Source organism: Reyranella sp. (assembly GCF_965229815.1).
In the GTDB taxonomy this organism is placed as follows: Bacteria; Pseudomonadota; Alphaproteobacteria; order Reyranellales; family Reyranellaceae; genus Reyranella.
The window spans coordinates 1,714,878-1,738,496 of the sequence record NZ_CBDDJN010000006.1; the positions used below are offsets into that span (position 1 = coordinate 1,714,878).

Annotated in this window: 21 protein-coding genes; 8 read left to right on the plus strand and 13 right to left on the minus strand. The window is 68.3% G+C overall.

Annotation, left to right across the window (positions count from 1 at the left end; all coding sequences use genetic code 11):
• Positions 1 to 134 precede the first annotated feature (134 nt).
• The gene (locus ACO073_RS19555; RefSeq protein ID WP_421999502.1) at positions 135 to 1,151 is read left to right on the plus strand and encodes a lysylphosphatidylglycerol synthase transmembrane domain-containing protein; all 1,017 of its coding nucleotides are present in this window, start codon (positions 135 to 137) and stop codon (positions 1,149 to 1,151) included.
• A 56-nt stretch (positions 1,152 to 1,207) separates the two neighbouring features.
• Positions 1,208 to 1,927, plus strand: a complete 720-nt coding sequence (locus ACO073_RS19560; RefSeq protein ID WP_421999504.1) for a class I SAM-dependent methyltransferase — start codon at positions 1,208 to 1,210, stop codon at positions 1,925 to 1,927.
• Positions 1,928 to 1,966: 39 nt separating this feature from the next.
• Here ACO073_RS19560 and ACO073_RS19565 read toward each other — a convergent pair whose 3' ends face one another.
• The 6 genes from ACO073_RS19565 to ACO073_RS19590 all read right to left on the minus strand — a co-directional run bounded on the left by ACO073_RS19565 (position 1,967) and on the right by ACO073_RS19590 (position 9,208).
• Positions 1,967 to 2,695 carry a TylF/MycF/NovP-related O-methyltransferase gene (locus tag ACO073_RS19565; protein WP_421999506.1) on the minus strand — a complete coding sequence of 243 codons (729 nt, stop codon included), beginning with the start codon at positions 2,693 to 2,695 and terminating at the stop codon, positions 1,967 to 1,969.
• A gap of 82 nt (positions 2,696 to 2,777) precedes the next feature.
• Positions 2,778 to 3,926: a class I SAM-dependent methyltransferase gene (locus ACO073_RS19570; protein WP_421999507.1), complete on the minus strand. Its 1,149-nt coding sequence runs from the start codon at positions 3,924 to 3,926 to the stop codon at positions 2,778 to 2,780.
• A 25-nt stretch (positions 3,927 to 3,951) separates the two neighbouring features.
• A complete protein-coding gene (locus ACO073_RS19575) occupies positions 3,952 to 5,064 on the minus strand; it encodes a DegT/DnrJ/EryC1/StrS family aminotransferase (RefSeq protein ID WP_421999508.1) in 1,113 nt (370 codons plus the stop codon).
• A gap of 1 nt (position 5,065) precedes the next feature.
• Positions 5,066 to 6,208, minus strand: a complete 1,143-nt coding sequence (locus ACO073_RS19580; protein ID WP_421999510.1) for a DegT/DnrJ/EryC1/StrS family aminotransferase — start codon at positions 6,206 to 6,208, stop codon at positions 5,066 to 5,068.
• Positions 6,209 to 6,222: 14 nt separating this feature from the next.
• On the minus strand, positions 6,223 to 7,461 hold the full coding sequence (locus ACO073_RS19585; protein ID WP_421999512.1) for a methyltransferase domain-containing protein: 1,239 nt from the start codon (positions 7,459 to 7,461) through the stop codon (positions 6,223 to 6,225).
• Between the two features lie 109 nt (positions 7,462 to 7,570).
• A complete protein-coding gene (locus tag ACO073_RS19590; RefSeq protein WP_421999514.1) occupies positions 7,571 to 9,208 on the minus strand; it encodes a tetratricopeptide repeat protein in 1,638 nt (545 codons plus the stop codon).
• A 181-nt stretch (positions 9,209 to 9,389) separates the two neighbouring features.
• Between ACO073_RS19590 and ACO073_RS19595 the strand changes: the two genes are divergently transcribed.
• Both ACO073_RS19595 and ACO073_RS19600 read left to right on the plus strand, forming a co-directional pair.
• Positions 9,390 to 10,475, plus strand: a complete 1,086-nt coding sequence (locus tag ACO073_RS19595) for a hypothetical protein (RefSeq protein ID WP_421999516.1) — start codon at positions 9,390 to 9,392, stop codon at positions 10,473 to 10,475.
• A complete protein-coding gene (locus ACO073_RS19600; RefSeq protein WP_421999517.1) occupies positions 10,472 to 11,689 on the plus strand; it encodes an HAD-IIIA family hydrolase in 1,218 nt (405 codons plus the stop codon). The genes ACO073_RS19595 and ACO073_RS19600 overlap by 4 nt, the downstream gene beginning before the upstream one ends.
• On the opposite strand, the gene ACO073_RS19605 is transcribed toward ACO073_RS19600, so the two are convergent.
• Both ACO073_RS19605 and ACO073_RS19610 read right to left on the minus strand, forming a co-directional pair.
• Positions 11,643 to 12,614 (minus strand): aldo/keto reductase, encoded by a 972-nt coding sequence (locus ACO073_RS19605; RefSeq protein ID WP_421999519.1) that lies wholly within the window; start codon positions 12,612 to 12,614, stop codon positions 11,643 to 11,645. The two genes, ACO073_RS19600 and ACO073_RS19605, sit on opposite strands and share 47 nt — an antisense overlap.
• 4 nt (positions 12,615 to 12,618) lie before the next feature.
• Complete coding sequence (locus ACO073_RS19610; RefSeq protein WP_421999521.1) at positions 12,619 to 14,652, minus strand: B12-binding domain-containing radical SAM protein; 2,034 nt, start codon at positions 14,650 to 14,652, stop codon at positions 12,619 to 12,621.
• A 116-nt stretch (positions 14,653 to 14,768) separates the two neighbouring features.
• Here ACO073_RS19610 and ACO073_RS19615 point away from each other — a divergent pair, with 116 nt between their 5' ends.
• A complete protein-coding gene (locus ACO073_RS19615) occupies positions 14,769 to 15,749 on the plus strand; it encodes an NAD-dependent epimerase/dehydratase family protein (protein ID WP_421999522.1) in 981 nt (326 codons plus the stop codon).
• A gap of 61 nt (positions 15,750 to 15,810) precedes the next feature.
• Here the strand turns inward: ACO073_RS19615 and ACO073_RS19620 are convergent, their stop codons facing one another.
• The 5 genes from ACO073_RS19620 to ACO073_RS19640 form a co-directional block, all read right to left on the minus strand.
• Positions 15,811 to 16,899, minus strand: a complete 1,089-nt coding sequence (locus ACO073_RS19620; RefSeq protein ID WP_421999524.1) for an alpha-ketoacid dehydrogenase subunit beta — start codon at positions 16,897 to 16,899, stop codon at positions 15,811 to 15,813.
• Positions 16,899 to 17,825: a thiamine pyrophosphate-dependent dehydrogenase E1 component subunit alpha gene (locus ACO073_RS19625; RefSeq protein WP_421999525.1), complete on the minus strand. Its 927-nt coding sequence runs from the start codon at positions 17,823 to 17,825 to the stop codon at positions 16,899 to 16,901. Before ACO073_RS19625 ends, ACO073_RS19620 begins: the two co-directional genes overlap by 1 nt.
• Positions 17,826 to 17,894: 69 nt before the next feature.
• Positions 17,895 to 18,680, minus strand: a complete 786-nt coding sequence (locus ACO073_RS19630) for an SDR family NAD(P)-dependent oxidoreductase (protein ID WP_421999527.1) — start codon at positions 18,678 to 18,680, stop codon at positions 17,895 to 17,897.
• A 114-nt stretch (positions 18,681 to 18,794) separates the two neighbouring features.
• Complete coding sequence (locus tag ACO073_RS19635) at positions 18,795 to 19,835, minus strand: alpha-ketoacid dehydrogenase subunit beta (protein WP_421999528.1); 1,041 nt, start codon at positions 19,833 to 19,835, stop codon at positions 18,795 to 18,797.
• Positions 19,822 to 20,772: a thiamine pyrophosphate-dependent dehydrogenase E1 component subunit alpha gene (locus ACO073_RS19640; RefSeq protein WP_421999530.1), complete on the minus strand. Its 951-nt coding sequence runs from the start codon at positions 20,770 to 20,772 to the stop codon at positions 19,822 to 19,824. Before ACO073_RS19640 ends, ACO073_RS19635 begins: the two co-directional genes overlap by 14 nt.
• 194 nt (positions 20,773 to 20,966) lie before the next feature.
• Here ACO073_RS19640 and ACO073_RS19645 point away from each other — a divergent pair, with 194 nt between their 5' ends.
• The 3 genes from ACO073_RS19645 to ACO073_RS19655 are packed head-to-tail and all read left to right on the plus strand — an operon-like array spanning position 20,967 to position 23,604.
• A complete protein-coding gene (locus ACO073_RS19645; protein ID WP_421999532.1) occupies positions 20,967 to 21,986 on the plus strand; it encodes a GDP-mannose 4,6-dehydratase in 1,020 nt (339 codons plus the stop codon).
• A gap of 58 nt (positions 21,987 to 22,044) precedes the next feature.
• Positions 22,045 to 23,061: a kinase gene (locus ACO073_RS19650; RefSeq protein WP_421999534.1), complete on the plus strand. Its 1,017-nt coding sequence runs from the start codon at positions 22,045 to 22,047 to the stop codon at positions 23,059 to 23,061.
• Positions 23,062 to 23,073: 12 nt separating this feature from the next.
• A complete protein-coding gene (locus ACO073_RS19655) occupies positions 23,074 to 23,604 on the plus strand; it encodes a dTDP-4-dehydrorhamnose 3,5-epimerase family protein (protein WP_421999536.1) in 531 nt (176 codons plus the stop codon).
• The last annotated feature ends 15 nt before the right edge of the window (positions 23,605 to 23,619 follow it).

Sequence of the window (23,619 nt, forward strand, 5' to 3'; positions counted from 1 at the left end):
AGCCGCTGTTTCCCGCGTGGCGCGTATTGTTTGATGGCGACCGTGGCGCTTTCAGTGGAATCGGCTATCATTCGATGGCCGCGCCTCGGCCGGCCAATCTGCATGCTTTTCGAGGCAATGAACCGCAACCTGCGATGTTGAGCGACGAGGGCAATGCCGCGATGGCGGGCGACGGGGCAACCCGGACGACGCAGCGGCGCAGGGGAGCCGGTCTCGTCACGATCGCCAAGGTGGCGGTGACGCTCCTGATCCTCGGATACATCGGCTCGACCGTCGACCTGTCCGCCGCGGTGAGGCGCGTCGCCACCCAGAACCTGCCGCTGGTGGCCCTGGCGGGATTCATCCTGGTGGTGCAGGTCGGGCTCGGCGGCACGCGCTGGTTCATCATCCTTCGCTCCCTCGGCGCCCGCCCCCCGCTGTTGGAGACCCTGAAGCTCTTCTACGTCTCCATCTTCTTCAATGCGTGGGTGCCCGGCGGCATCGGCGGCGACGTCATGCGCGCCTGGCTGTCCTACCGGAGCCAGATCGGCGCACAGACGGCCGTCACCTCCGTCATCCTCGACCGCGTGGCCGCGCTCGTCGCCGTCGCCGTGCTCGTGCTGCTGACAGCGCCTCCCTTCCTCGCCCGCGCCGGCGTCTCGATGACCATGCTGGCGCCGATCCTGATCTCGATGATCGGCCTGGTCGGCATCGTCGTGGCCGCACAATTCGAGCGGTTGCCCACGCGATGGCTGCGGTTCCGCCCCCTGCGGCTGCTGGCCGACCTGGGCGGCTCCGTCCGCTCGGTGTTTCTGCGACCGGCTGCCTCGTTTCCGCTGGTCGCCGTCGCGGTCCTCAGCCAGACTGCACTCGGGGTCGCCACCTACGCGATGGCCGTCAGTCTCAACATGAACATCTCGTTCCTCGAATGCGTCGTCCTGATGCAGCCCGTCGCGCTCGTGGGCAACCTGCCGATCACCGTCGGCGGCTGGGGGGTTCGCGAAACGGCGATGATCACCCTTCTCGGCCTGGTCGGCGTGCCCGCCAGTGCCAGCCTCGTGCTGTCGGTGCAGCTCGGCCTGCTGCTGCTCGTCGTCGCCCTGCCCGGCGGCCTGCTGTGGCTGGCGATGAAGCCGGCGGCGTCCCGTCCGGCCGCGACATCGCCGCCGTGAGCCACGCGTTCGTCATGCCGGGCCGGCCTGCCGCTTTTCAAAGGTGAACTGCTTCCATGCTGGTGACCAACTTCCACGTCAAATACGTGCTCTACAAGATCGTGTGCGCGTTCTACCAGCTGGCGGATGTCGGCCGCGTGCATCCTGCCCGGGAACGCACGCTGCGCGCTCTCGACCGCACGGTCGACTATGTCGAGCGTGCCATGCCCGACGCGCTGGGCTTCGAGAACCAGCGCGAGCTGACCGCCTTCGCCCTCTCGGAGACCAAGGTCGAGGGTCACTATCTGGAGTTCGGCGTCTTCACCGGCGGCACGATGCGCTTCATCGCCAAGCGCATCGGCGGCCGCAAGATCCACGGCTTCGACAGCTTCGAGGGCCTGCCCGAGGGCTGGGGCGGCTTCAACCTCGGCCGCAAGGCCTTCGATGTCGGCGGCCGCCTGCCGCGCGTTCCGTCGAACGTCGAGCTCCATCGCGGCTGGTTCGACGCGACGCTGCCGGCCTGGGTCGCGGCCAACCCGGGGCCCGTGGCCTTCATCCACGTCGACTGCGACCTCTACAGCTCGACCAAGACGATCTTCGACCTGCTGGGCGACCGGATGGTTCCCGGCACCACCATCCTGTTCGACGAGTACTTCAACTACCCGAACTGGGAGAAGCACGAGTTCAAGGCGTTCCAGGAGCTCGTGGCGGAGCGGCGCATGAAGTACACGTACCTCGCCTATGCGCGCCAGCAGGTCCTTGTCCGCATCGATTCGATCGGCGGCGCGGACGGCTGAGCCGCGTCGCGCGCCGGCCGCCCGCGAGGCCGCTTCCGATCAGCGGTGCAGGATGAACTTGCGCCCGACGATCGAGTACGGTCCCCAGTCGGTGTAGCGGACCTTGTACTTCGCCGTGTAGTCGGCCCACGCCTTCTGCTCGCCGAAGTCCGGCGACCCGCGATTGCAGTACCAGTCGTCGAAGAAGACCGCACAACCGTCCGAATAGGTCTGCTTGCCCAGCAGGTACTCCAGCACGCTCGCCGTGCTCTCGTAGAGATCGCAATCGACGCTCACCAGGGCGAAGCGCAGGTCGCCCGACAGCTTCGGCAGGGTCTCGTTGTACCAGCCGGGCACGACCCTGACTCGGTCGCCGCCCATGATCGCCGCGCATTCTCCGTGCAGCTCCTCGGCCGTCAGGCCGCGCGCCACGCCGGGCCCCCAGACGTTGGTGGCGACGTGGGGCGAGGCCGCGTCGACGGCGTTGCTGGTCTTGGGAAATCCCTCGAAACTGTCGAACAGGTAGAGCAGGCGCTGGTCGATGCCGTGCATGCGCTCGGACAGCGCGTAGCGGTGGTCGCCGTCGACCATGGCGTGGGCGATCGTCTTCGCCGTCGAGCCCGACATGGTGCCGAACTCGGCGACATGGCCGGGAACGGCGCTGATGTAGGCATATTCCACCCCCAGCGTGAGGGCCTCGAAGGCCAGGCGTTGGCCCAGCCCCGTCTCCGGCCGCACGACGCTGCGGACAGGCTCATCGGGCGATGCGGTCGGATCGGTCGAAGTCATTGCGCTCGTCGTTCAGGTGGGTGGATGGGAACACGCCGCAACCTAGTGCAGGCCCGCCGCCGGGGCCAGCTTCCCGGGCGGCTCAGATCGGCCGGTTCGAGGCGACGAAGCGGAAGTCGATCGGCAGGTCGCGCCAGCGGTCCATGATCTTCTCGGCGACCGCGACCGACATCGGGATGAAGACCAGCGCGCCGGGCGGCACCTGTGCCGGCGACAGGATCGGCAATCCCGTCAGCGTATGCCCGACACGATGGGGATCCTCGTCGACGAAGAAATCGACGGCGCCGGCGAGCTCGAGCTTCATCCAGCAGGCCGCGATCGACGAGCCCATGATGCCGAACGGCCGCTTCTCGGCGGCGGCCGCGCGGCCGGCCGACCTGACCTCCTCGAGCAGCCGGAAATAGAACAGGCACCGCTCCTTCGCGGCGCTCGCATCCGCGGCGGCGGCGGCGCGCGCGGTGCCCTGCGGCGCCAGGACGGCCACCAGCTCCTTGGGCAGCAGGCGGGAGGACAGGAGCTCGGCGTTGAGCCCCGCCCGGTCGACGACATAGGACAGGCTCTGCTCGTCGAAGTGCGTGCAGTGGTCGGCGATGACGAGATCGATCGAGTTCTGCCGCAGGTCGGGCGACGCCACGAGGATGCGCCCGTTCGGGCCGAGGCGTCCGGAGATGTCCTGCAGGAACGCCGCCGGATCGCGCACATGCTCCAGCACGTGCGACACCGAGACGACGTCGAACGTCCCCTCGTAGCCGGGTGCGGGACCGCTGTAGAAGGCTTCCACGCCGGGCAGGGCCAGAACGGTGTCGCGCCAGGTGTCGACCAGCTCGTAGCCGGAAAGCGTCCAGTCGGGCCGCAGGGCGTGGAAGCTCTTGAGCAGGTTGCCGTTGGAGCAGCCCATGTCGAGCAGCCGGCCCTGCCGCGGCAGGTCGACGAGATCGAGGAAGTTGCGCAGCAGGATCATCGACCGCGGGCCGCTGCCCTTCGCGGTGTCGAAGATCATCGGCTCCGCGCCGTGGCTCTGGTGGTTGATGTCGTAGCTGGCATAGATGCCGTCGGCCATCGCCTGCCACTCGGCCGTCACCGCCTTCTGCACGGTGGAGCAGTTCAGGCACAGCAGGTACTCGGCCGTGCCGACCACCGGCTGGACGTCGGACGACACCAGCCGGAAGGGCATTCCGTCCTGGGGGAGCCTGTCGACGTTCGACGAACCGCAGACGTGGCAGCGGGTCACGGCAAGCCTTTCCCCGCCCTGCCCGTCACTGCCTGACAAAGGCCAGGACCTCGTTCGCCACCGTCTCGACGTCGGCCTCGGTCATGTACTGGTTGACCGGCAGGGTGAGGATCCGGTCGGCCTGCCGCTCGGTCATCGGGAAGTCGCCCATCTCGTGGCCGAGCGACTTTGCGGCCGGCTGCAGGTGGATCGGCACCGGATAGTGGATCGCCGTCTTGATCCCGATGCTCCTGAGATGCGCCTGCAGCTCGTCGCGCCGGTCGACCTGGATGACGAACGTGTGGAAGGTGTTGAACTCCTCGTTGCGGCACGACGGCACGTAGACGCGCTCGTCGCGCAGGAGCTTCTGGTAGAGCGCGGCGTTGGCGCGGCGCTTGGTGATGACGTCCGGCAGCTTGTCGAGGCGATAGCCCAGCACCGCCGCCTGCAGCGTATCCATGCGCGAGACCAGGCCCCATTCGTCGATGGTCTGCCGGTCGGCCATGCCGTGGGCCCGCAGGCGGCGCATGCGATCGGCCGCCGCGCTGTCGTTGGTCGTGACGAAGCCGCCGTCGCCCAGCGCATTGAGGTTCTTCAGCGGATGGGCCGAGAAGCAGCCGAAATGGCCGATCGATCCGGCCAGCCGGCCCTTGTACATCGAGCCGATCGCCTGGGCGGCGTCCTCGATCACGACGAGGCCGTGGCGCTCCGCGAGATCCATGATCTCGTCCATCTGGCAGACCCGGCCCGTCAGGTGGACCGGCATGATCGCCCTGGTGCGCGGGGTGATCGCGCGCGCGACCTTCTCCGGGTCGATGTTCTGGTCGGCCAGAACGTCGGCGAAGACCGGCTTGGCGCCGACCTGCACGATCGTCGCCGTCGAGGCCACGAAGGAGTTGGGTGGCGTGATGACCTCGTCGCCCTCGCCGATCCCCGCCACCTTCATGGCGAGGAACAGCGCGTCGGTTCCCGAGTTGAGCGCCACCGCCTCGCTGGTGCCGCAGTACTCGGCCAGCCGCTTCTCGAGCAACGCCAGGTCGTCGTGCGTGCCCACGAACGAGCCCTTGAGCACCACCTGCTCGAGGATGCGCTTCAGGTCGTCGAGCTGCTCGCGGCCCTGGGCCGGAAGATTGACGTAGGGAATGTCGTGCTTCGCCATCTCAGGCCTCATAGAACTCTTTGACCGTCTGCACGGTGTAGGCGAGCTGCTGCTCGGTCAGGTGCTCGTGCGCAGGGAAGGATATCATTGTGGCGGCGTGGCGGTCCGTCACCGGGAAATCGCCCTTCTTGTAGCCGTATTGGCGCAGCCCCTCCTGCTGATAGAGCGGCACCGGATAGTGGACCTTCACCTCGACGCCGGCCTTCTTGCAGTGCGCCACCAGCTCGTCGCGGCGCTCGGCGAACACGATGTAGAGGTGGAACACCAGCTTCCGGTTGTTGAAGCGCTGCGGCAGCCTGATGCCGGGGATCTTGCTCAGCTCACTGTCGAGGTAGGCCGCGTTCTTGATGCGGGTGTCGGTGATGAAGTGGACCTGCGGGATCAGCCAGTTGCCGACCACCGCCTGGATCGAATCCAGCCGCGAGTTGCAGCCCATGCGCACCACGCTGTCGCGCCCGGCGAGGCCGTGGTTGCGGAGCTGGCGCAGCTCGGTGGCGAAGGCGTCGTCGTCGGTGACGATCATGCCGCCGTCGGACCAGACGTTGAGGTTCTTGAGCGGGTGCAGCGAGAAGGCGCCCGAGCGGCCGTACGTGCCGGAATTCCTGCCGTCGATGTTGCCGAGGATGCACTGGCAGGAATCCTCGACGACCGGGAGGTCGTGCTGCTTCGCGATCTCCATCAGCGCCGGCATGTCGGTCATCTGGCCGGCGAGATGGACCGGCACGATGGCCTTGGTCTTCCTGGTGATCCTGCTCTCGACCTGGCTCACGTCCATGCAGAAATTGTCGGTGCAGTCGACGAAGACGGGCTTGGCGAAAAGCTCGCCGATCGCGCCGACCGTGGCGATGAAGGTGTTGGCCGTGGTGATGACCTCGTCACCCGGGCCGACGCCCAGCGCCTTCAATCCGAGCTTGATGGCATCCGTGCCGGAGTTGACGCCGATGGCATGGCGCGTGCCGATCATGGCGGCGAACTTGCCCTCGAACTCGGCGACGGGCTTGCCGAGCGTGAAGTCGCCGGTCGGGACGAACTTGCGGAACAGGTCGAGGATCTCCTCGATATTGTCGGCACTGAACTGCTTGGGCAGGTAGGACCACTGAACCTTGTAGCCGTTGGGCTGGGGTGGCAGGTCGATACGCGACATCGTCAATTCTTCCTTCACTGGGGGCCCATGATGCTGCGGCGCGCCTCGGCCACGCTCTGCAGCGTGTCACGGGGCGAGAACAGGCTGACGAAGACCGGCTCGCCGGCCGCCGCCGCCTCGACCTTGCCGCGGACCTTGAACTCGTTCTCGGAGCCGACCCCGAGCAGGCAGAGCAGCTTGTCGTCGACCGAATCGGCGACCCGCGCCAGCGCCCGCACCGCCCGGTCGGTTCCCGGCATCAGCCGGTCCTGGATGTCGTCGCGGTCGTCGACCACGAGATCGATCATCCCGGCGATGCCGCTCGCGGACGCCACCAGGCACGATCGCGGCGCCGCCCCGTACATCATCACCTTGTACCCCCTCGCCCGGGCCAGCGACACGAGCTCCCGGATCGCGTCGCCCTGCCGGCGCAGACGGTCGGCGAAGCCGCGCAGCAGCTCGAGCGTCGCCGCCGGGTCGGGCGGCGCCTCGGCGCGCGCCGGCCGCTCGACCATCTCGGCGACGAAGGCGAAGGACCCGCCGCCGAACACGTACTGCCGGCGGTCCAGGATGGCGAACCCGAAGCGCTGCAGCAGGTACTCGGCCAGCGCCTGCGTGTAGTAGCCGACATGCTCTTCCCAGAGGATCGCCGGGCTGCCCAGGCGGAGGCCCTGCTCGACCTCGGGCAGCTCGAGCACCAGGAGGCCGCCGGGCCGCAGCAGCGCCCGCACGGCCCCGAAGAACTCCTCGAGATCGCTGACATGCTCGACGACGTGGCGCATGTAGGCGGCGTCGAACGGCCCGCACTCCGCGACGATCCGGCCGGCCGCGTCGCGGTCCAGGAAGGACGCATAGACCTTCTGGCCCTGGGCGCGGGCGAGCTCGGCGGCGACCCGATTCGGCTCGACGCCGACCACCGGCCCGTAGCCGGCGCGTCCCAGCGCGGCCATGAGCGCACCGTCGTTGCAGCCGATGTCGATCACCTTGCCGGGATCGCGGCGGGCGATGGCGGTCGTGATCAGGTCGTCGAGATGGCGGGGCTTCTGGAAGCCGGTCGTGTAGGTGTCGGCCTGCTCGTAGATCAGGTGGGCCGGGATCGGATCGACGATCTGCAGCAGGCCGCAGTCCTGGCAGGCCTCGAACACGACCGCGAAGCGCGGATCGGGATCATCGGCCCGCTTGCGCAGGTAATGGGAGATCGGAAGATCGTCCAGCTGGAGGAGTGGAAAAAACCGGGTTCCGCCACACAGACAACAACGCCTCTCCTTGCTCATCGCCTGACCTTATGATCGTCCCGCGGGCGGCCTGGAAGAGGCACATGCCGCGCCGGTCGTGCCTGCCCCGGCTGGCTCGCACGCATCGTTCCCGTTCTCCGCACCCGGCCTATTTGCCACTCCGCCGGGCCTCGCACAACCAGCGACTGGACAGCGACCAGGAGCTGCGGCGAGGCCGGCCGGCCTCCATCGCCGACGCTCCCTCGACGATGTCGCCGATCAGGGCCGCGGCTTCCGTCTCGGCCTGCCGCCAGGCCTCGGGCGGTGCGTCCCCGAACCGGATCGGCGAGCGGAAGAGCCAGCCGCGCAGCCGCCCCCAGTAGCCCCACAGCCACAGGGAGGCCATCGGGACGGACAGCGACGAGGCCGCGCCGGGCGGCTCCAGGATGGGGTCGTCGTCGATGCTGAAGCAGGCGATGCTGGCATCGGTGACGAGATGGATTCGAGAGGCCTGCAGCGACGTTCGGTCGAGGAAGCGGCTGTCGACGGGGTCGATCGTCAGGCGCAACGGATGGTCGAAGGAAGCGGGCCGGAGGCAGAACGGATGGTAGTGGTTGCCGTGCACCAGCAGCCCCTGCTCCCCGACCCGCCAGGCGACGCGCAGCGGCGGATCGAGCCGGCGCTCCGCATCGGCGAAGTTGCCCGCCGGGATGTGCTCGACGTAGAGGCGCTCGCAGCTCTCCGACGTCAGGCACAGCGTGCCGTCGGGCTGGCGGAACCGCTCCTCCAGGAGCGGCCGGACGGACGTGCCCGGCATCTGGACGGCATGGACGAGCACGGCGTCGGCGGTCGCCATCAGTCCCGCCATGCGCGGCAGGGCACCGTCGCTCAGGACGGCGTCGGCGATCAGGCAGCTCACCAGGGCGTCGGTCCGCCGCCCGGCGGCGAGCGCGGCGTAGTGGGCGCAGGACATCAGCGCGAACTTGCAGTTGCGCGCGTAGTAGAAGGCGAGCGATTCCTGCGAATAGAAGACCGGCTGCTGCCCGTAGCAGGCCTCCATCAGCGCCGGATAGTCGACGAGCTCGCGGCCGTAATGCACGACATCCACGGTCGCGTGTTGCAGCAGACGGTCGAACAGCGGATCGGCGTGCAGCGACTTCTCGACCTCCTCCGTCGTGAACAGGACGACGTGCACGTCGTGACCGGCCGCCATCGCCGGCAGATTGCCGGGCGACAGCAGCGTCGCGCAGAGATAGCGGAGGAAGTACGAGCCGTGCGCCTCGCCCCAGACCGGGAGAGCCAGCACGAACGGCCGTCGCGCGCTTCGCCGGCCCTCGATCGCGGCGGCGATCCGGTCGACCCAGCCGTCGTAGCCGTCGAGGAGGCGCACGATGAAGCGGGCGAAGGCATCGTCCGGATCGACCTCGAGGACGCTGTCGAAGAATGCCCGGACGTCGTCGGGCCGACCGTGCCGCAGCAGCGTGATGGCCGCGTGGTGGCGGACCAGCGCATGGCGCGGGTCGTCGGCATGGGCCTCGCGCAGGACGGTCAGCGCGTCGTCGTGCCGGTTCGCCTTGTCGTACATGGTCGCGAGCTGGATCGCGACCGCCGGATCGCGGCCCAGTCCCCAGGCCCGCTCGACCTTGTCGATCGCCTCCTGGACGCGCAGGGGCTCGGCCGCCCACAGGGCGCTGCCGTCGCGCAGCAGCCGTCCCGCGACGAGCGCCGACGCCCGGCGCGACAGCCAGTCGATCGGCCGGCTCCCGGGAAACAGATCGGCCAGTCGGGACCTCTCCGCCGCGCTCATCTAGATTTGACCATTCTGTGCGGAAGGTGCCACTATGCCTTGAGTTGGCAGGCTCGGCCAAGGGTGCGACGGATCGACATGAGACGTCCGATGAGACCCTCGATCAGACTGGCGGCATTTACGGTCGCGGGGCAAATCCCGTATATCCCTGACGGTCGTCTAGTCATTTGAGCAGTTCATCGTGAACGCGGCACGGCCCTACGTCTCTTTCGTTTCGTACTTTCGCAACGACAATTATACCAGCGATTTCGACTTGCGCGTCAGGCGGGCGACGGCATTTCTCGCCCGTCAGCTCCAGAAGGCGTCGATCCCGGCCGAGATCATCCTGGTCGAGTGGAATCCGCCCGCCGGCCGTCCGCTGATCGTCGACTCGCTGGGCCCCCTGCCCCAGGGCGATTGCGTCCAGGTCCGCGCGATCGTCGTGCCGGGCGCACACCACGCGCCGTTCGCCGGTGCCGACGAGTGGGGCATGAATCCCGCCGCCGCCGCCAATGTCGGGCTGCGGCGCGCGCGCGGCGCGTTCGTGTCGCCGAAGGCCGCCGATTCCTACCTGTCGAACGAGCTCGTATCGGTCCTCGCGCGGCGCGACCTGAGCGAAGACGCCATGTACCGCTGCGACCGGCTCGACGTGGTCCTGTCGAGCGACGACCTCGACCGGCTCGACGATGCGGCGCTGCTCGCACGGCTGCAGAGCGTCGAGAGCCATCGCCACGAGCGCCTCGCCCGGCTGCCGCAATGGCACGTTCGCGATCTCCACACCAACGCCTGCGGCGACTTCCTGCTGATGAGCCGCGGCATGTGGCACACGCTGCGCGGCTTCCCGCTCGACGGGACCATCCTCTCGCTCGACTGCGATTCGCTGATCATGCACGCCGCGGCCGCGCTCGGCATCCAGGAGGTCTGCCTGCCGCCCGCCTGCTGCGTCTACAAGGGCATCCACGCCCATCTCTTCTCCAACCGCATCACGCAGGTCTTCACGCCCTGGCAGGCCAAGCTGGACGCAATGCTCATGCGCGCGCGCTGGTGGCGGATGCTCACCGTGACCCGCGGCGCCTTCAACTACCCCAAGCGCAAGGTGCGCGGCGTCGAGAGCGTCGTGGCGCCGTCGATCGAATGCAACTTCGTCAAGCGCGCCGAGGCCTGGGCGCAGGGCGTCGTTCCGGAGCTCCATCAGCCGGAGAACTGGGGCCTGGGCGACCAGCCCCTCGACGAGCGCATCGTCTGCCGCGCCGCCTGGGATGCGCCGAGCGGCGTCGCCGCGCAATGAGCGTCGAGCAGGCCGTCTTCCTCGTCGGTGGCCTCGGCACCCGGCTGCAGGCGCTCACGGCGTCCGCGGCCAAGCCCGCGCTCGACGTCGGCGGCCGGCCCTTCCTGGACTATCTTCTCGACGAGGCGAGCCGCCATGGGCTGCGGCGCGCCCTGCTGCTGTGCGGCTACCGCGCCGACGAGATGATCCGCGCCTATCACGGCCGCGTCGTGCGCGGCATGCGGATCGAGGCCGTCGCGGAGGCCGAGCCGGCCGGGACGGCCGGCGCCCTCGCCCTCGCGGCCGACCTTCTCGACGAGGAGTTCTTCCTCGTGAACGGCGATTCGCTGTTCGACTTCAACTGGCTGGCCCTCGCGGCGCCCGACGGCCCGCGGCGCGGCCTGGCGCGCATGGCCCTGGCGGCCGGCGTCGCGGGCAGCCGCTACGGCCGCGTCGGCCTCGACGGCGGCGCCGTGCGCAGCTTCCTGCCCTCGGGCCCCTCCGATCATCCCATCAACGCCGGCGTCTATCTGATGCGGCGGGGCATCCTGACCCGGATCGACCGCATGCCCTGCTCCCTGGAGCGCGACGTGCTGCCGGCGCTGGCCGCCGAGGGGCTGATCGAGGGCTGCGTCGTCGAGGCGCCCTTCATCGACATCGGCGTGCCCGAGGATTTCGCGCGGGCGCAGCGCCTCGTGCCGCGGCTCCTGCGCCGGCCCGCGGCCTTCCTCGACCGGGACGGCGTGCTGAACGAGGATACGGGCTACGTCCACCGCAGCGACCATTTCCGCTGGGTCAACGGCGCCCCGGAGGCAGTGCGCTGGCTGAACGATGCCGGGTACTTCGTGTTCATCGTGACCAACCAGTCCGGCATCGCCCGCGGCTACTACACCGAGGACCATGTCACCGACCTGCATGCCTGGATGAACCGCGAACTGGGGAAGCACGGCGCCCACTTCGATGCCGCCGAGTACTGCCCCTACCATCCCGAGGGAACGGTCGAGCGCTATCGGCTGGTGTCGGACCTGCGCAAGCCCGGCCCCGGCATGCTGAGGAAGCTGCTGGCGGAATGGCCGATCGACGCGTCGCGCTCGTTCATGGTCGGCGACCGCACCACCGACGTGGAGGCGGCGGCGGCGGTCGGCATTTCCGGCCACCTGTTCAGCGGCGGCAACCTGCTCGACTTCGTCAGGCCGCTGACGGCCCGGCGACGAAGAACTTCCGACGACGATTGATCTCGAGGACGGCGGCGACCGCCTCGGCCGGGAGCGGGCCGAGCGCGCTCGCCGCGGCATTGGTGTCGGCCTCGGCCGGCGTCAGGATGCCGGGGATCGTGCTCGAGAGCTCGCGGAAGGCGAGGCAGAAGCGCAGCGCCGCCTGAACGGCCGCCGCCCCGGGCGCGGCGCCCACCGCGGCCAGCAGGTCGCGCGCCCCGTCGATCCATTGCGCGAGCTGGACCTCGGGCCAGGCGAGACGGTGATCGCCGGGCGGGAAGCGCGTCTCGCGCGTGATCGTGCCCGACAGGAAGCCGAAGCAGAGCGGCGTGCGGCCGATGAATCCCGTGCCGCGGCGCGCGACCTCCCCGAACAGGCCATCGAGGGCGCGGACGTCCATCATGTTGAAGTTGGCCTGGAGGACGGGCACGTCCATCGCCTGCAGCGCCGCCAGCGCCTCGGCCGGTCCCTTGGCCGACAGGCCCCAGGTCCGGATCTTGCCGGCGCTGCAAAGCCTCGCCAGGACGTCCTGCAGGTCGTCGGCCTGCAGCGCCTCCAGCGGCGCGTTGTGCAGGAACAGGACGTCGACCCGGTCGCTGCCGAGGCGGCGCAGGCTGCGCTCGACCGAGGCGACGACCGCGGCGCCGGAGAAGTCGGGCGGCCGGTCCCACGACTCGTAGCCGGCCTTGGTCGCCACGACGACCCGGTCCCGGACGCCGCGGAACGCCTCGCCGATCAGGGCCTCGCTGTGCCCGTCGCCGTAGGCCGCCGACGTGTCGAAGAAGGTGATGCCGCGCTCGTGGGCCCGCGCCAGCGCCGCGAGCGACGTGGCGTCGTCGGTATCGCCGTAGGACGTGCGGTCGGCGGTGCGGCCGCCGATGCCCCAGCCGCCGAAGCCGATCTCCGACACGGCGAGACCGGTCCGGCCGAGGGGACGCTCCTGCATGCGCTCAGTAGTGGCCCGCGAGCTCGGGCGTGATGGCGGCGGCGCGCGGCGCGTAGAGATAGGCGCCCTTCTTGTTGCCCCACCACACGATTTCCCGGCACCACTTCTGGAAGTCGTCGTAGGGCCGGCTGGTGCGGTCGACCTCGACCTCCATGGCCGCTTCCGCGAGCACCGCCGGCTCGCCGCCGCGCACCCGGTGCCAGTAGTCGATCAGGTTGTGGCGCAGGCGCAGGCTGACATTGCCCTTCACGAAGGGCTGGTGGACCAGCGCGTGGTTGAGGCGGATCGCCTCGTCGAGAATGTCCATCGGCAGGTCGGCGGCGCGCGCGCGCACGGTCTCGGCGAGCAGGCGTCCCGCCTCGGCGTAGAAGGAGTCGAACTCCCCCTTGGCCGTCAGCTCGACGAAGATGAACTCGTCGGCCGGCCAGTAGATGCCGAGATACTCGCGGGAGTACACGTACTCGGCCCCGCCCTGCTGGATCGAGTGGGCTTCCTTGTGGAAGAACTCGTTGATGCCGGCGATCAGCGGGTAGCGGGCGGGATCGGCGGCCATGAAGGCCTCGATCATCTCGCGGTAGGAGATGCCCGAGATGCCGTGCGCCAGGATCAGCGGGATCTGGAACAGCTTGTCGAAATGCAGCAGCGCGGTCATCCAGCAGAAGACGCGGGTGCGCCGCCAGTCGGCGGCCGGCATCGCGGCCGTCGCCACGACGAGGTCCTGGACCTCCGGCACGTCGTCGTCGAGCTCTATGCGCTCGCCGTGGATGTTGATGATCTTCGATTCGACCGTGACCATGCCGAACCGCGCCTGGTAGGCGGGGTCGCCCATCTCGGCGTTGGGCAGGATCGACAGGTTGTTGAACTGGATGCGGTTGTGCTGGCCGTTCTCGATCAGCTGGTCGACGCCCTTCACGAACGACTCGTAGGTCTCGCCGGGCAGGCCGAGGATCAGGTCGGAATAGGTCTCGACCTTGTCGCGCGTGAACCGCCGCTGCAGCTCCATGTAGGTGCCGAGCGAGATGTTGTCGCGCTTGATGGCCTCGAGCGTCTTCATGTCGACGCTCTGCATGCTGAGGGCCACGCCCTTGTTCAGACCGGCGTCGGACAGGATCTTCTGGGTCTCGTAGGCCCGTTCGGTCGCGTTCTTGGTGTTCTGCACCGACAGCGCCACCGGAAAGCCGGTGTCGCGCTTCACGTTGGCCACGTAGTTGGCGATGTCGACGTCGCGCTTCTGGATGCCGAAGTTGGCGTCGCAGCAGAAGATGTACTCGACCTTGTTGGCGGCGAACCAGTCGACCTCGCGGTAGAGCCGCTCCTCGCCGAACTTGGTGACCTTGGCCGCCGTCGCCGAGCCCCAGTCGCAGAAGGTGCAGCGGAAGGGGCAGCCGCGGTTGGTCTCCCACAGGCCGATCCAGCTCTCCTGGGGATTGGCCGCCATGATGGAGGCGAACGCGCCCTCCAGGAACGGCGAGGGGATCTCGTCGAGGTCGCGCACCCGGTCGATGTTGGGATTGCGCACGAAGCTGCCGTCCGGCCGGACCATGCTGACGCCGGGCAGCGCCGCCCAGCCGTCCCGGTCGGGGAAGGCCTCGAGCAGTTTCAGGAACGTCCGTTCGCCCTCGTTGTGGACGGCGAGGTCGATCTGCGGATGGGCCCGCAGGAAAGCCTCGGGCTGGTCCGGCACGTGCGGCCCGCCGAAGACGATGGCGATGTCAGGCCGCGCCGCCTTCAGGCGGCGGGCGATCTCGAGCGAGATCCGGCCGTTCCAGACGTAGGTGCTGAAGCCCACGAGATCCGCGCCCTTGAGCGCCTCGACGGCGTCGGCGATGCGGACCCGCTTGTAGAGCGGCGGCAGGAAGTCGTAGCGGCCGGCGTCGGGGGCCATCTTCTGCACATAGGTCTGCAGCAGGGCGACCGAGTACGGCAGGTAGTTCTGGCCCGAGAAGGAGTTGTTGATCTGGACCAGCCCGACTCGGACCCGCTGGCGTCCTGCTGGGGTCTCTCCGGCGGATGGCATCGGATCGGCGCGACTGGACATTGCCATAGACCTAAGCCCCCCGCCCCGATTGTGCAATGCCATAACCGTTGGCAATCCCTTGAGTTAGAAGGCCTTATCGTGGTTTCTCGCAGTCGGCGGACGGCGACGGGCGGAGCATGGATTTCACAGGAAAGAATGTACTAATCGCGGGCGGGGCCGGTTTCATCGGCACCAACCTCGCCCTCGCGCTGGCGGGCCGCGGGGCGCGCCTGCGCCTGACCGTTCACGACAAGCCCCTTCAGGCCGCCATCCCGGGGGCCGAGGTGATTTCCGCCGACCTGCGCCGACCGGAGGATTGTGCCCGGGCCGTGCAGGGAATGGACCTCGTTTTCCTGTGCGCGGCCCACACGTCGGGCGCCGCCGTCATCCGGGCGACCCCCCTGGTCCATGTCACGCCCAACGTGCTCATCAACACGCTCATGCTGGAAGCCGCGCACCGCGCCGGCGTCGGCCGCTTCTGCTTCGTGTCGAGCGGCGCGGCCTACCCGCCGACCGGCGACCGGCCGGTCGCCGAGGACGAGATGTTCGACGGCGACCCGCACGAGGTCTACTTCGCGGCCGGCTGGATGAAGCGCTACGCCGAGATTTTGTGCCGGACCTACGCCGAGAAGATCGCCCGTCCCCTGCCCTGCGTCGTGGTGCGGCCGTCCAACGTCTATGGCCCCTACGACAAGTTCGATTTCGCGGTCAGCCACGTGACGGCGGCGCTGGTCCGCCGCGTGGTCGAACGCCAGTCGCCGCTCGAGGTCTGGGGCACCGGCGAGGACATCCGCGACCTGATTTACGTCGACGACTTCATCGAGGGCCTGCTGGCGGCCGTCGCGGCGGAGCAGCCCTACCTCGCCGTCAACATCTGCGCCGGCCAGGGACATTCGGTGAAGCAGATCCTGCAGACGATCCTGAAGGTCGACGGCTACGACCGCGCCGACGTTCGCTACGACCCGTCGCGGCCCAGCACCATTCCCGTGCGTCTCATGGACAACAGCCTCGCACGCGAGCAACTCGGCTTCGAGGCAAGGACGCCGCTGGAGGAAGGCCTGCGCCGAACGCTCGCCTGGTATCGGAACAAGCGACTTCGGATTCCTCTCCCCCGCTAGGGTCCCGCTAGGGGGAGAGGAACTCGAGAATGATCGTGGCCAGCGGTGATGCTGGCACCCTCTAGAACGGACCGCGGAAGCGCTTGTAGCCCTCGGTCATCGAGCGCTCGACCGGGAGGTCGATGCCGTGGCCGGCGCCGCGGACCTGGGTGAGGATCGCGTCCACCGTCTCGTGCTGGCTCGGATAGTAGATGTCCTCGAGGCTCTTCGCGGTCGGGCACGGCGCCGGCGCCATCCCGAGCAGCGAAGGTGGCTGGCGCAGCAGGCCGGGGTCGCGGACGACGAGCTGGCGGCAGACCTCGGCCGCGACGCCGTACTCCAGCCACGACGTGTCGGCGACGACCAGGCGGCCGGTCTTCTTGACGCTGGCGGCGACGAGATCCCAGTGGGGATGGCTGATCGAGTTGAGGTCGATGACCTCGACCGACACGCCAGCCTTGTCCTCGACATACTGCGCCGCCCGCAGGGCCTCGAGCACCATCACCGAGGTCGCGACCACGGTGACGTCAGCGCCTTCGCGCGCGACGTAGCTGGTGAGCGGCACCGGCCGGGTCGCCTCGCCGACGGTGAAGTCGAGATTGTAGAGCAACCGGTGCTCGATGCTGATCACCGGCCCGGGATGGCGGGCGATGATCGCCGGGTACATGTCGAGGATCGCCTGGCTGGTCGACGGCATGACCACGGTCAGGCCGGGATAGTGGGCGAAGGTCGCCTGCGGGCTCTGCGAATGCTGCGCGCCCTGTCCCCAGCTGCGGCCGACGACGATGCGGATCAGCATCGGGCAGCTCATCAGCCCGCCGAACATGTAGCGGTACTTGGCGGCGAGGTTGAGGATCTGGTTCATCGCCAGGAAGGCGAAATCGGCGCGGATATGCGTGGTGATCGGATAGTCGCCGGCCAGCGACGCGCCGATCGCGATGCCGGTCATGCCCTCTTCCATCAGCGGCACGTCGAAGACGCGCGCCGCGCCGTACTTCTCGGCAAGGCCCGTGGTCGAGCCGAAGATGCCTTTGAAGTCGTCGACGCCCTGACCCATGATGAAGGCGCCGGGATGATCGGCCAGCGCCGCATCCATCGTCTCGAGCAGCGCGCCGGCATAGGAGAGCACGCGGCCGGCGGTTGCGCCGTGCTTGCGAAGGACCGCGCCCATCAGATCACGTCCGCCAGCAGTTCGACCCGCCCGGGCGCGGCGCTCGCCTCGGCGAAAGCCACGGCGGCGTCGATCTCGGCCTCCAGTTCCGCCGTGAGCGAGGCCGCGAGCGCGGCATCGACGATCAGCGGGTCGCGGCGCTTCCAGGCATCGACCGCGTCGCTGGTGCGGTAGTTGAAATGGAAGTCCTCGCCGACGCCGACATGCTCCTTGTAGCGCGACGTGGCGATCTCGAGCACGAACGGCGCGCCGGCCCGCACCGTCGCGGCGGCCTCGAGCGTGGCGCGGCGGACCGCCAGCATGTCCCAGCCCTCCTCGACGCGGCGGCCCGCGATGCCGAAGGTCGCCGCATGCTCGACGAGCTTGTACGACTGGCGGATCGGCCGGTGGCTGTGCACGGCGAGGCCGTTGTCCTCGCACACGAACAGCACCGGTACCTTCATGATCGCGGCGAAGTTCAGGCTCTCGTGATAGACGCCTTCCTCGGTCGCGCCGTCGCCGAACACGGCGACCGCGATCCGCGGGATACCGCGACGCTTGAAGCTCAGCGCCGCGCCGACCGCATGCGGGATGGTGCTGGCGACGACCGCCGACGAGCCCATCAGGCCGACCTCGGGCGCCGCGAGATGCATGGATCCCGCCTTGCCGCCCGAGATGCCGCCCTTGCGTCCGTAGAGCTCGGCGAACATGGCGTCGAGCGGCCCACCCTTGGCGATATAGAAGCCATGGCTGCGGTAGGTCGCGAACACGAGGTCGTCGGGCAGCAGCCCGTCACAGACGCCGACCGCGACGGCCTCCTGGCCGATCGACAGGTGGACGGGGCTCTGGATCTTGTCCGAGGGGTAGAGGGCAATGATGCGTTCCTCGACCAGCCTGATCAGCAGCGCCGTCCGGAACAGCCGGCGATAGATCGCTTCATCCTTCACAGACAGACGCTCCCCGGGCTTGGTCTGGGCAGCCGACAGCTAACGGAGGCCGCGCGATCTGGCAATTGCTCAAAAGGCGCGGCTCTGGCCGCCGTCGACGGTGATGTTGGCGCCGTTCACCAGGCTCGCTTCGGTGGAACACAGGAAGGCCACGACGGCGGCCACCTCCTCGGGGGTTCCGAGGCGGCCCAGCGGGTACAACTCGTCGACCACGCGCTGGAAGCGCTCGGGATCCCGCTTCTTTTCCTCCTCGAAGCCCGTGCCCGGAATATAGATGCCGCCCGGAGCCACCGAATTGAAGGTGATGCCCTCGCGCACCAGGTAGGTCATCGACGACAGCGACTTCATCAGCCCGGTCTCGGCCGCCTTGGCCATCGTGAACCACGGCCGGCCGGCGCCTTCCTTGCCACCGTAGATCGAGGTGATGGCGACCACCCGGCCCCATTTGGCCCTGCGCATGTGGGGCAGGCAGCGACGGGTGAAGCGCACGGCCGCCATGGCGTTCTTCTCGTAGACCTCGCTCCACACGTTGAGATCGGTGTCCTCGACGATCTCCTTGCCCCAGCGTCCGCCGCCGCCGACGTTGTTCACCAGGATCTGGACGCCGCCCCATTCGCGATCGACGACGTCCATCACCCGATCGGCCGCATGCTCGTCGAGCATGTCCGCCGCGACGGCCAGCAGCTTCACGCCATGGGTCTTGAGCTCCGCAATCGCCGCATCCAGCCGCGCTTGAGAGCGCGAGCAGATCGCGACATGGCAGCCTTCCTGAGCGAGGCGCTTGGCGCAGGCCAGCCCAATGCCGTGACTGCCGCCCGTCACAAGGGCGAACTTTCCGGAGAGGCCCAGCTCCATCTAGGACGCCCCGCGTCGAGGATCATGCTCTTCCGGACCGCGAGCCTCCGGCTCGCCCCGGCGCCCGAGCGGGCCGGAGGCTCGCGGTCCGAACGAGGATGAGCGGCGCATGACCTAGAAGGGTCCCTTGAAGCGGCGCTCGTGGCTGAAGAAGTCCTCCTTCTCCAGATTCGCCGGCTCGAGGCCCAGCATGTCCTCGACCGCGCGCACGATGGTCCGGGCATTGGGATAGAACTCGTTCTCGAGCTCGCGCACCGTCGGCGCCGGCGTGTGGGCGAAGCCGATGCGCTTCACCGGCGCCTTCAGGCTGCCGAAGCACTTCTCGTGGATGCGCGCCGACAGCTCGGCGCTGAAGCCGCTGTCGACCCAGTCGCAGTCGGCCACGATGCAGCGGCCGGTGCGCCGGACCGACTCCACGATCAACCCTTCGTCGAGCGGCGCCAGGGTGCGCGGATCCACGAGCTCTAGCGACACGCCGCGCTTGGCGAGGATGTCGGCGGCGAGCCGGGCCTCGACGTTCATCCACGACAGGCCGACCACCGTGACGTCCTTGCCCGGCCTCAGGATGCGCCCCACGCCCAGCGGCACCTCGTAGGGTTCCTCCGGCACCTCCTCCTCGGCCCAGTACAGCCAGCGATGCTCGAAGCAGATCACCGGATTGTCGTCGCGGATCGCCGCCGTCAGCATCCCCTTCATGTCGGAAGGCGTCGTCGGCGCGATCACCTTCAGGCCCGGGATGTGGGTGAAGTTGGAGAACAGGCTCTTGGAATGCTGCGCGCCCTGGCCCCAGCCGCGGCCGATCACGGCGCGCACCACCAGCGGCACCTTGAGACGGCCGCCCGTCGAGTAGGTGTAGTTCGACACCATGTTGATCAGCTGGTTGGTCGCCAGGATCATGAAGTCGACGCGGATATGCACATGGATGGGCCGCAGCCCGCGGATCGCCGCGCCCAGCCCGAAACCGGTCATCGCGTCCTCGGAGATCGGCGTGTCGAAGCAGCGCTCGGCGCCGAACTTCTCCACCAGGCCCCTGGTCGTGCCGAAGATCGACGACCAGGTGGGCACGCCGATGCCGTAGACGAACACGCGCTCGTCGCGTTCCATTTCCTGCGCCATCGCCTCGCGGATGGCGCCGGCGTAGTCAAGCTTTCTCATGGAACACACCTGCGTGCAGCCGCTCGGGCGTGGGGATCGGCGCCTGCGACGCGCGCTTCACGCTGGCTTCGATGGCCCGGTCGATCTCGTCCTCGATCGCCGCGATCGCAGCCTCGCCGAGCTGGTGCTCGGCCAGGCGCGCCCGCTGCAGCTTGAGTGCATCGCGGCTGATCCAGTCGCGCTCCGTCGCGGCCTGGTCGCGGTAGCCCCAGTTCCAGTCGGTGCCGATGCCGACATGCTCGAGGTATCGGCAGCACTTGATGTCGAGGAAGGCCGGGCGGCGATCGCGATGCGCCTTCTCGGCCGCGGCGCGCGCGAGCGCGTAGACGCTCTCGACGTCGGCGCTGTCGTCCTCGTAGGCATCGCACCCGAACGGGCGCACGGCCTCCGCCAGCGTCGTGGCGGCCGCGTGATGGGCGCCCCGCGGCGTGTCGACGGCATAGCCATTGTCCTCGCAGACGAAGAGGACGGGCAGGCGGTAGAGGGCGGCGGCGTTGATGCTTTCCCAGAACACGCCGGCATCGGTCGCGCCGTCGCCGAAGAACACCACCGCCGTGCGACCGGTTTTCAGGCGCAGGTTGGCGAAGGCCGCGCCGACCGCAACGGGGATCTGGGTGGCAACGACACCGCTCGACAGCAGGTGCCCCTTCTCCGGGGCCGAGAGGTGCATCGATCCGCCCTTGCCCTCCCCGGTGCCCGAAGTGCGGCCGTAGAGCTCGGAGAAGAACAGGTCGGTGTCGTGCGTCTGCGCCAGGAACGCGGCATGGCTGCGATAGGACGCGAACACGTCGGCCTTGCCCTCGAGCGCCGCGCAAACGCCGACGGGCACGAATTCCTGCCCCATGGACATGTGCATCGGCGTCCGCATGAGGTTCTCGGGATAGTGCTTGACGATGTACTCTTCGGACCGTCGAGCCAGGAAGAGGCTCCTGAACAACTGTACCGCTGTGGCTTTGGGAAGGGGCTCGCGGGCAGAACTCATCGTGATTGTCGTTGTTTTCGGGTCGCCCGGACCATAGAGACGTCCGACTTTCAAGGCAATGTCGGGCGCGGCCCGGCGGGCCCGGGGTGGCCTTTTGCCATGGCCTCGACTAAGTAGACCGCGACACCGAGGCAGGACTGACGGGGAAGATGGCCGGCCGGCGCGCGCTTATCACTGGCATCACGGGAATGGTGGGCTCCCACCTCGCCGAGTTCCTGCTGGACAGGACGGACTGGGACGTCGTCGGCATGTGCCGCTGGCGCAGCCCCCTCGACAACCTGGTCAACGTCGCGCACCGCATCAATTCCGGCGACCGCGTCTCCCTGCTCTACGGCGACCTGCGCGACACGCTGTCGATCCAGAAGGTGGTGGCCGACGCCCGGCCCGACTACGTCTTCCACCTCGCCGCCCAGAGCTTCCCGCGCACCAGCTTCGACTCGCCGATCGACACCATGGACACCAACGTCCAGGGAACCGTGCGCGTCCTCGACGCGCTGAAGCAGCATGCGCCGAAGGCGGTCATCCACGTCTGCGCCTCTTCCGAGGTGTTCGGGCGGGTGCCGAAGGAGAAGCTGCCGATCGACGAGGAGTGCACGTTCCACCCGGCCTCGCCCTACGCCATCTCCAAGGTCGGCACCGACCTGGTCGGCCGCTTCTATGCCGAAGCCTACGGCATGACGGTGATGACCACCCGCATGTTCACCCATACCGGCCCGCGGCGCGGCGACGTCTTCGCGGAATCGACCTTCGCCAAGCAGATCGCCATGATCGAGCACAATCGCATCCCGCCGATCGTCAAGGTCGGCAACCTGCAATCGCTGCGCACCGTGGCCGACGTGCGCGACGCGGTGCGCGCCTACTACATGCTCGTCACCGTCGATCCGACGCCGGGCGCCTACTACAATATCGGCGGCACCCACTCGTGCACGGTGAAGGACATACTCGACACGCTGATCTCCTTCTCGCCGGCGCGGGACGCGATCAAGGTCGAGGTCGATCCCGACCGCCTGCGCCCGATCGATGCCGACCTCCAGGTGCCGAACACGTCGAAGTTCCACGCCCATACCGGCTGGACACCCGAGATTCCCTACGAAAAGACCCTGCGCGACCTGCTCGACTACTGGCGTGGCCGCGTGTCGACCGAAGGCAACCGTTTCCTGACGCGCTGAGGCGTCGGAGAGGCAAACCGGACGGGCTCCCAGAAAGGCTGATGACCCCAAGATGCTGATGGCAATCTCCCGTACGCCGTACCGGGTGTCATTCTTCGGCGGCGGCACGGACTACCCGGCCTGGTTTCGCCGCCACGGCGGCGCGGTCCTTTCGATGGCCATCAACAAGTACTGCTACATCGGGACCGGCTTCCTGCCACCCTTCTTCGGCATCAAGCATCGCATCATCTGGTCCCACATCGAGGCGGTGAACGCGGCGGCCGAGATCCAGCACCCGGCGGTGCGGGCCGGGCTCGCGACGCTGGGCTACGACGACGACGAGGGCATCGAGCTCTTCCACCAGGGCGACCTGCCGGCGCGATCGGGCATCGGCTCGAGCTCGGCGTTCGCCGTCGGCCTGGTCAACGTGCTGACCGCCATGCGCGGCCGGACGCTCGACGCGCACGAACTCGCCGTGAGCGCGATGGACCTCGAGCAGAACAAGCTCAAGGAGGCGGTCGGCTGCCAGGACCAGATCGCCAGCGCCTATGGCGGCATGAACATCATCAAGTTCGAGCGCGACGATTCCTTCTCCGTGACCCCGCTCGGGCTGAGCGAGGCCCGCCGCGACGACTTCGAGAAGTGGCTGATGCTCTTCTACACCGGCTCGAGCCGCCTTTCCTCGGACTACGCGAAGAAGCTGATCAACAACCTCGAAGCCAACGCCCGCCACATGAAGCGCATGCGCGAGATGGTCGAGGCCGGCGCCGAGATGCTGCATGGCGGCCGGATCGAGGAGTTCGGCCGGCTGCTGCACGAGAGCTGGAAGCTGAAGCGCGGCCTCGCCAACGGCACGAGCACCACGACGATCGACCGCATCTACGACGACGCCCAGCGCGCAGGCGCGATCGGGGGCAAGCTGCTCGGCGCCGGCGGCACCGGCTTCATGGTGTTCGTGGTGCCGCCGGATCGCCAGCCGGCGGTCGCCAAGGCGCTGTCGGACCTGATCACCGTGCCGGTGTCGGCCGACTTCACCGGATCCACCATCATCTACAGGAAGGAAGAGCTGCTCGGGATGGGCCGCTCCGCCACTTGACAGGGGGCAGGGATGGAAGTCTTCACGACCAAGCTCGAATCGGTTCTTCTGATCAAGCCGCCGACGGTGTTCGAGGATTTCCGCGGTCATTATGTCGAGACCTACAATCGCAAGGCCTACTTCACGGCCGGCATCCCCATCGAGTTCATCCAGGACGACATCTCGGTCTCGCATCGCCACGTGCTGCGCGGCATCCATGGCGACACCAAGACCTGGAAGCTGATTTCCTGCCTGTACGGCAGCTTCTACATGGTGGTGATCAACAACGATCCGACCTCGTCGCAGTACCGCCAGTGGGAGGCGTTCACGCTGTCCGACACCAACCGGCTGCAGGTCCTGGTCCCGCCCAACTTCGGCAACGGCCACCTCGTGATGAGCGAGCGCGCGATCTTCCACTACAAGCAGAACACCGAGTACGACCGGGCCGGTCAGTTCACGCTGCTGTGGAACGACCCGGCGCTGAACATCTGGTGGCCGGTCAGCGACCCGATCGTCTCGGAGCGCGATCAGGGACGGACGCCCGACCCGCGCCGCGCGGGCTGACCGGCAGCCGTCGCC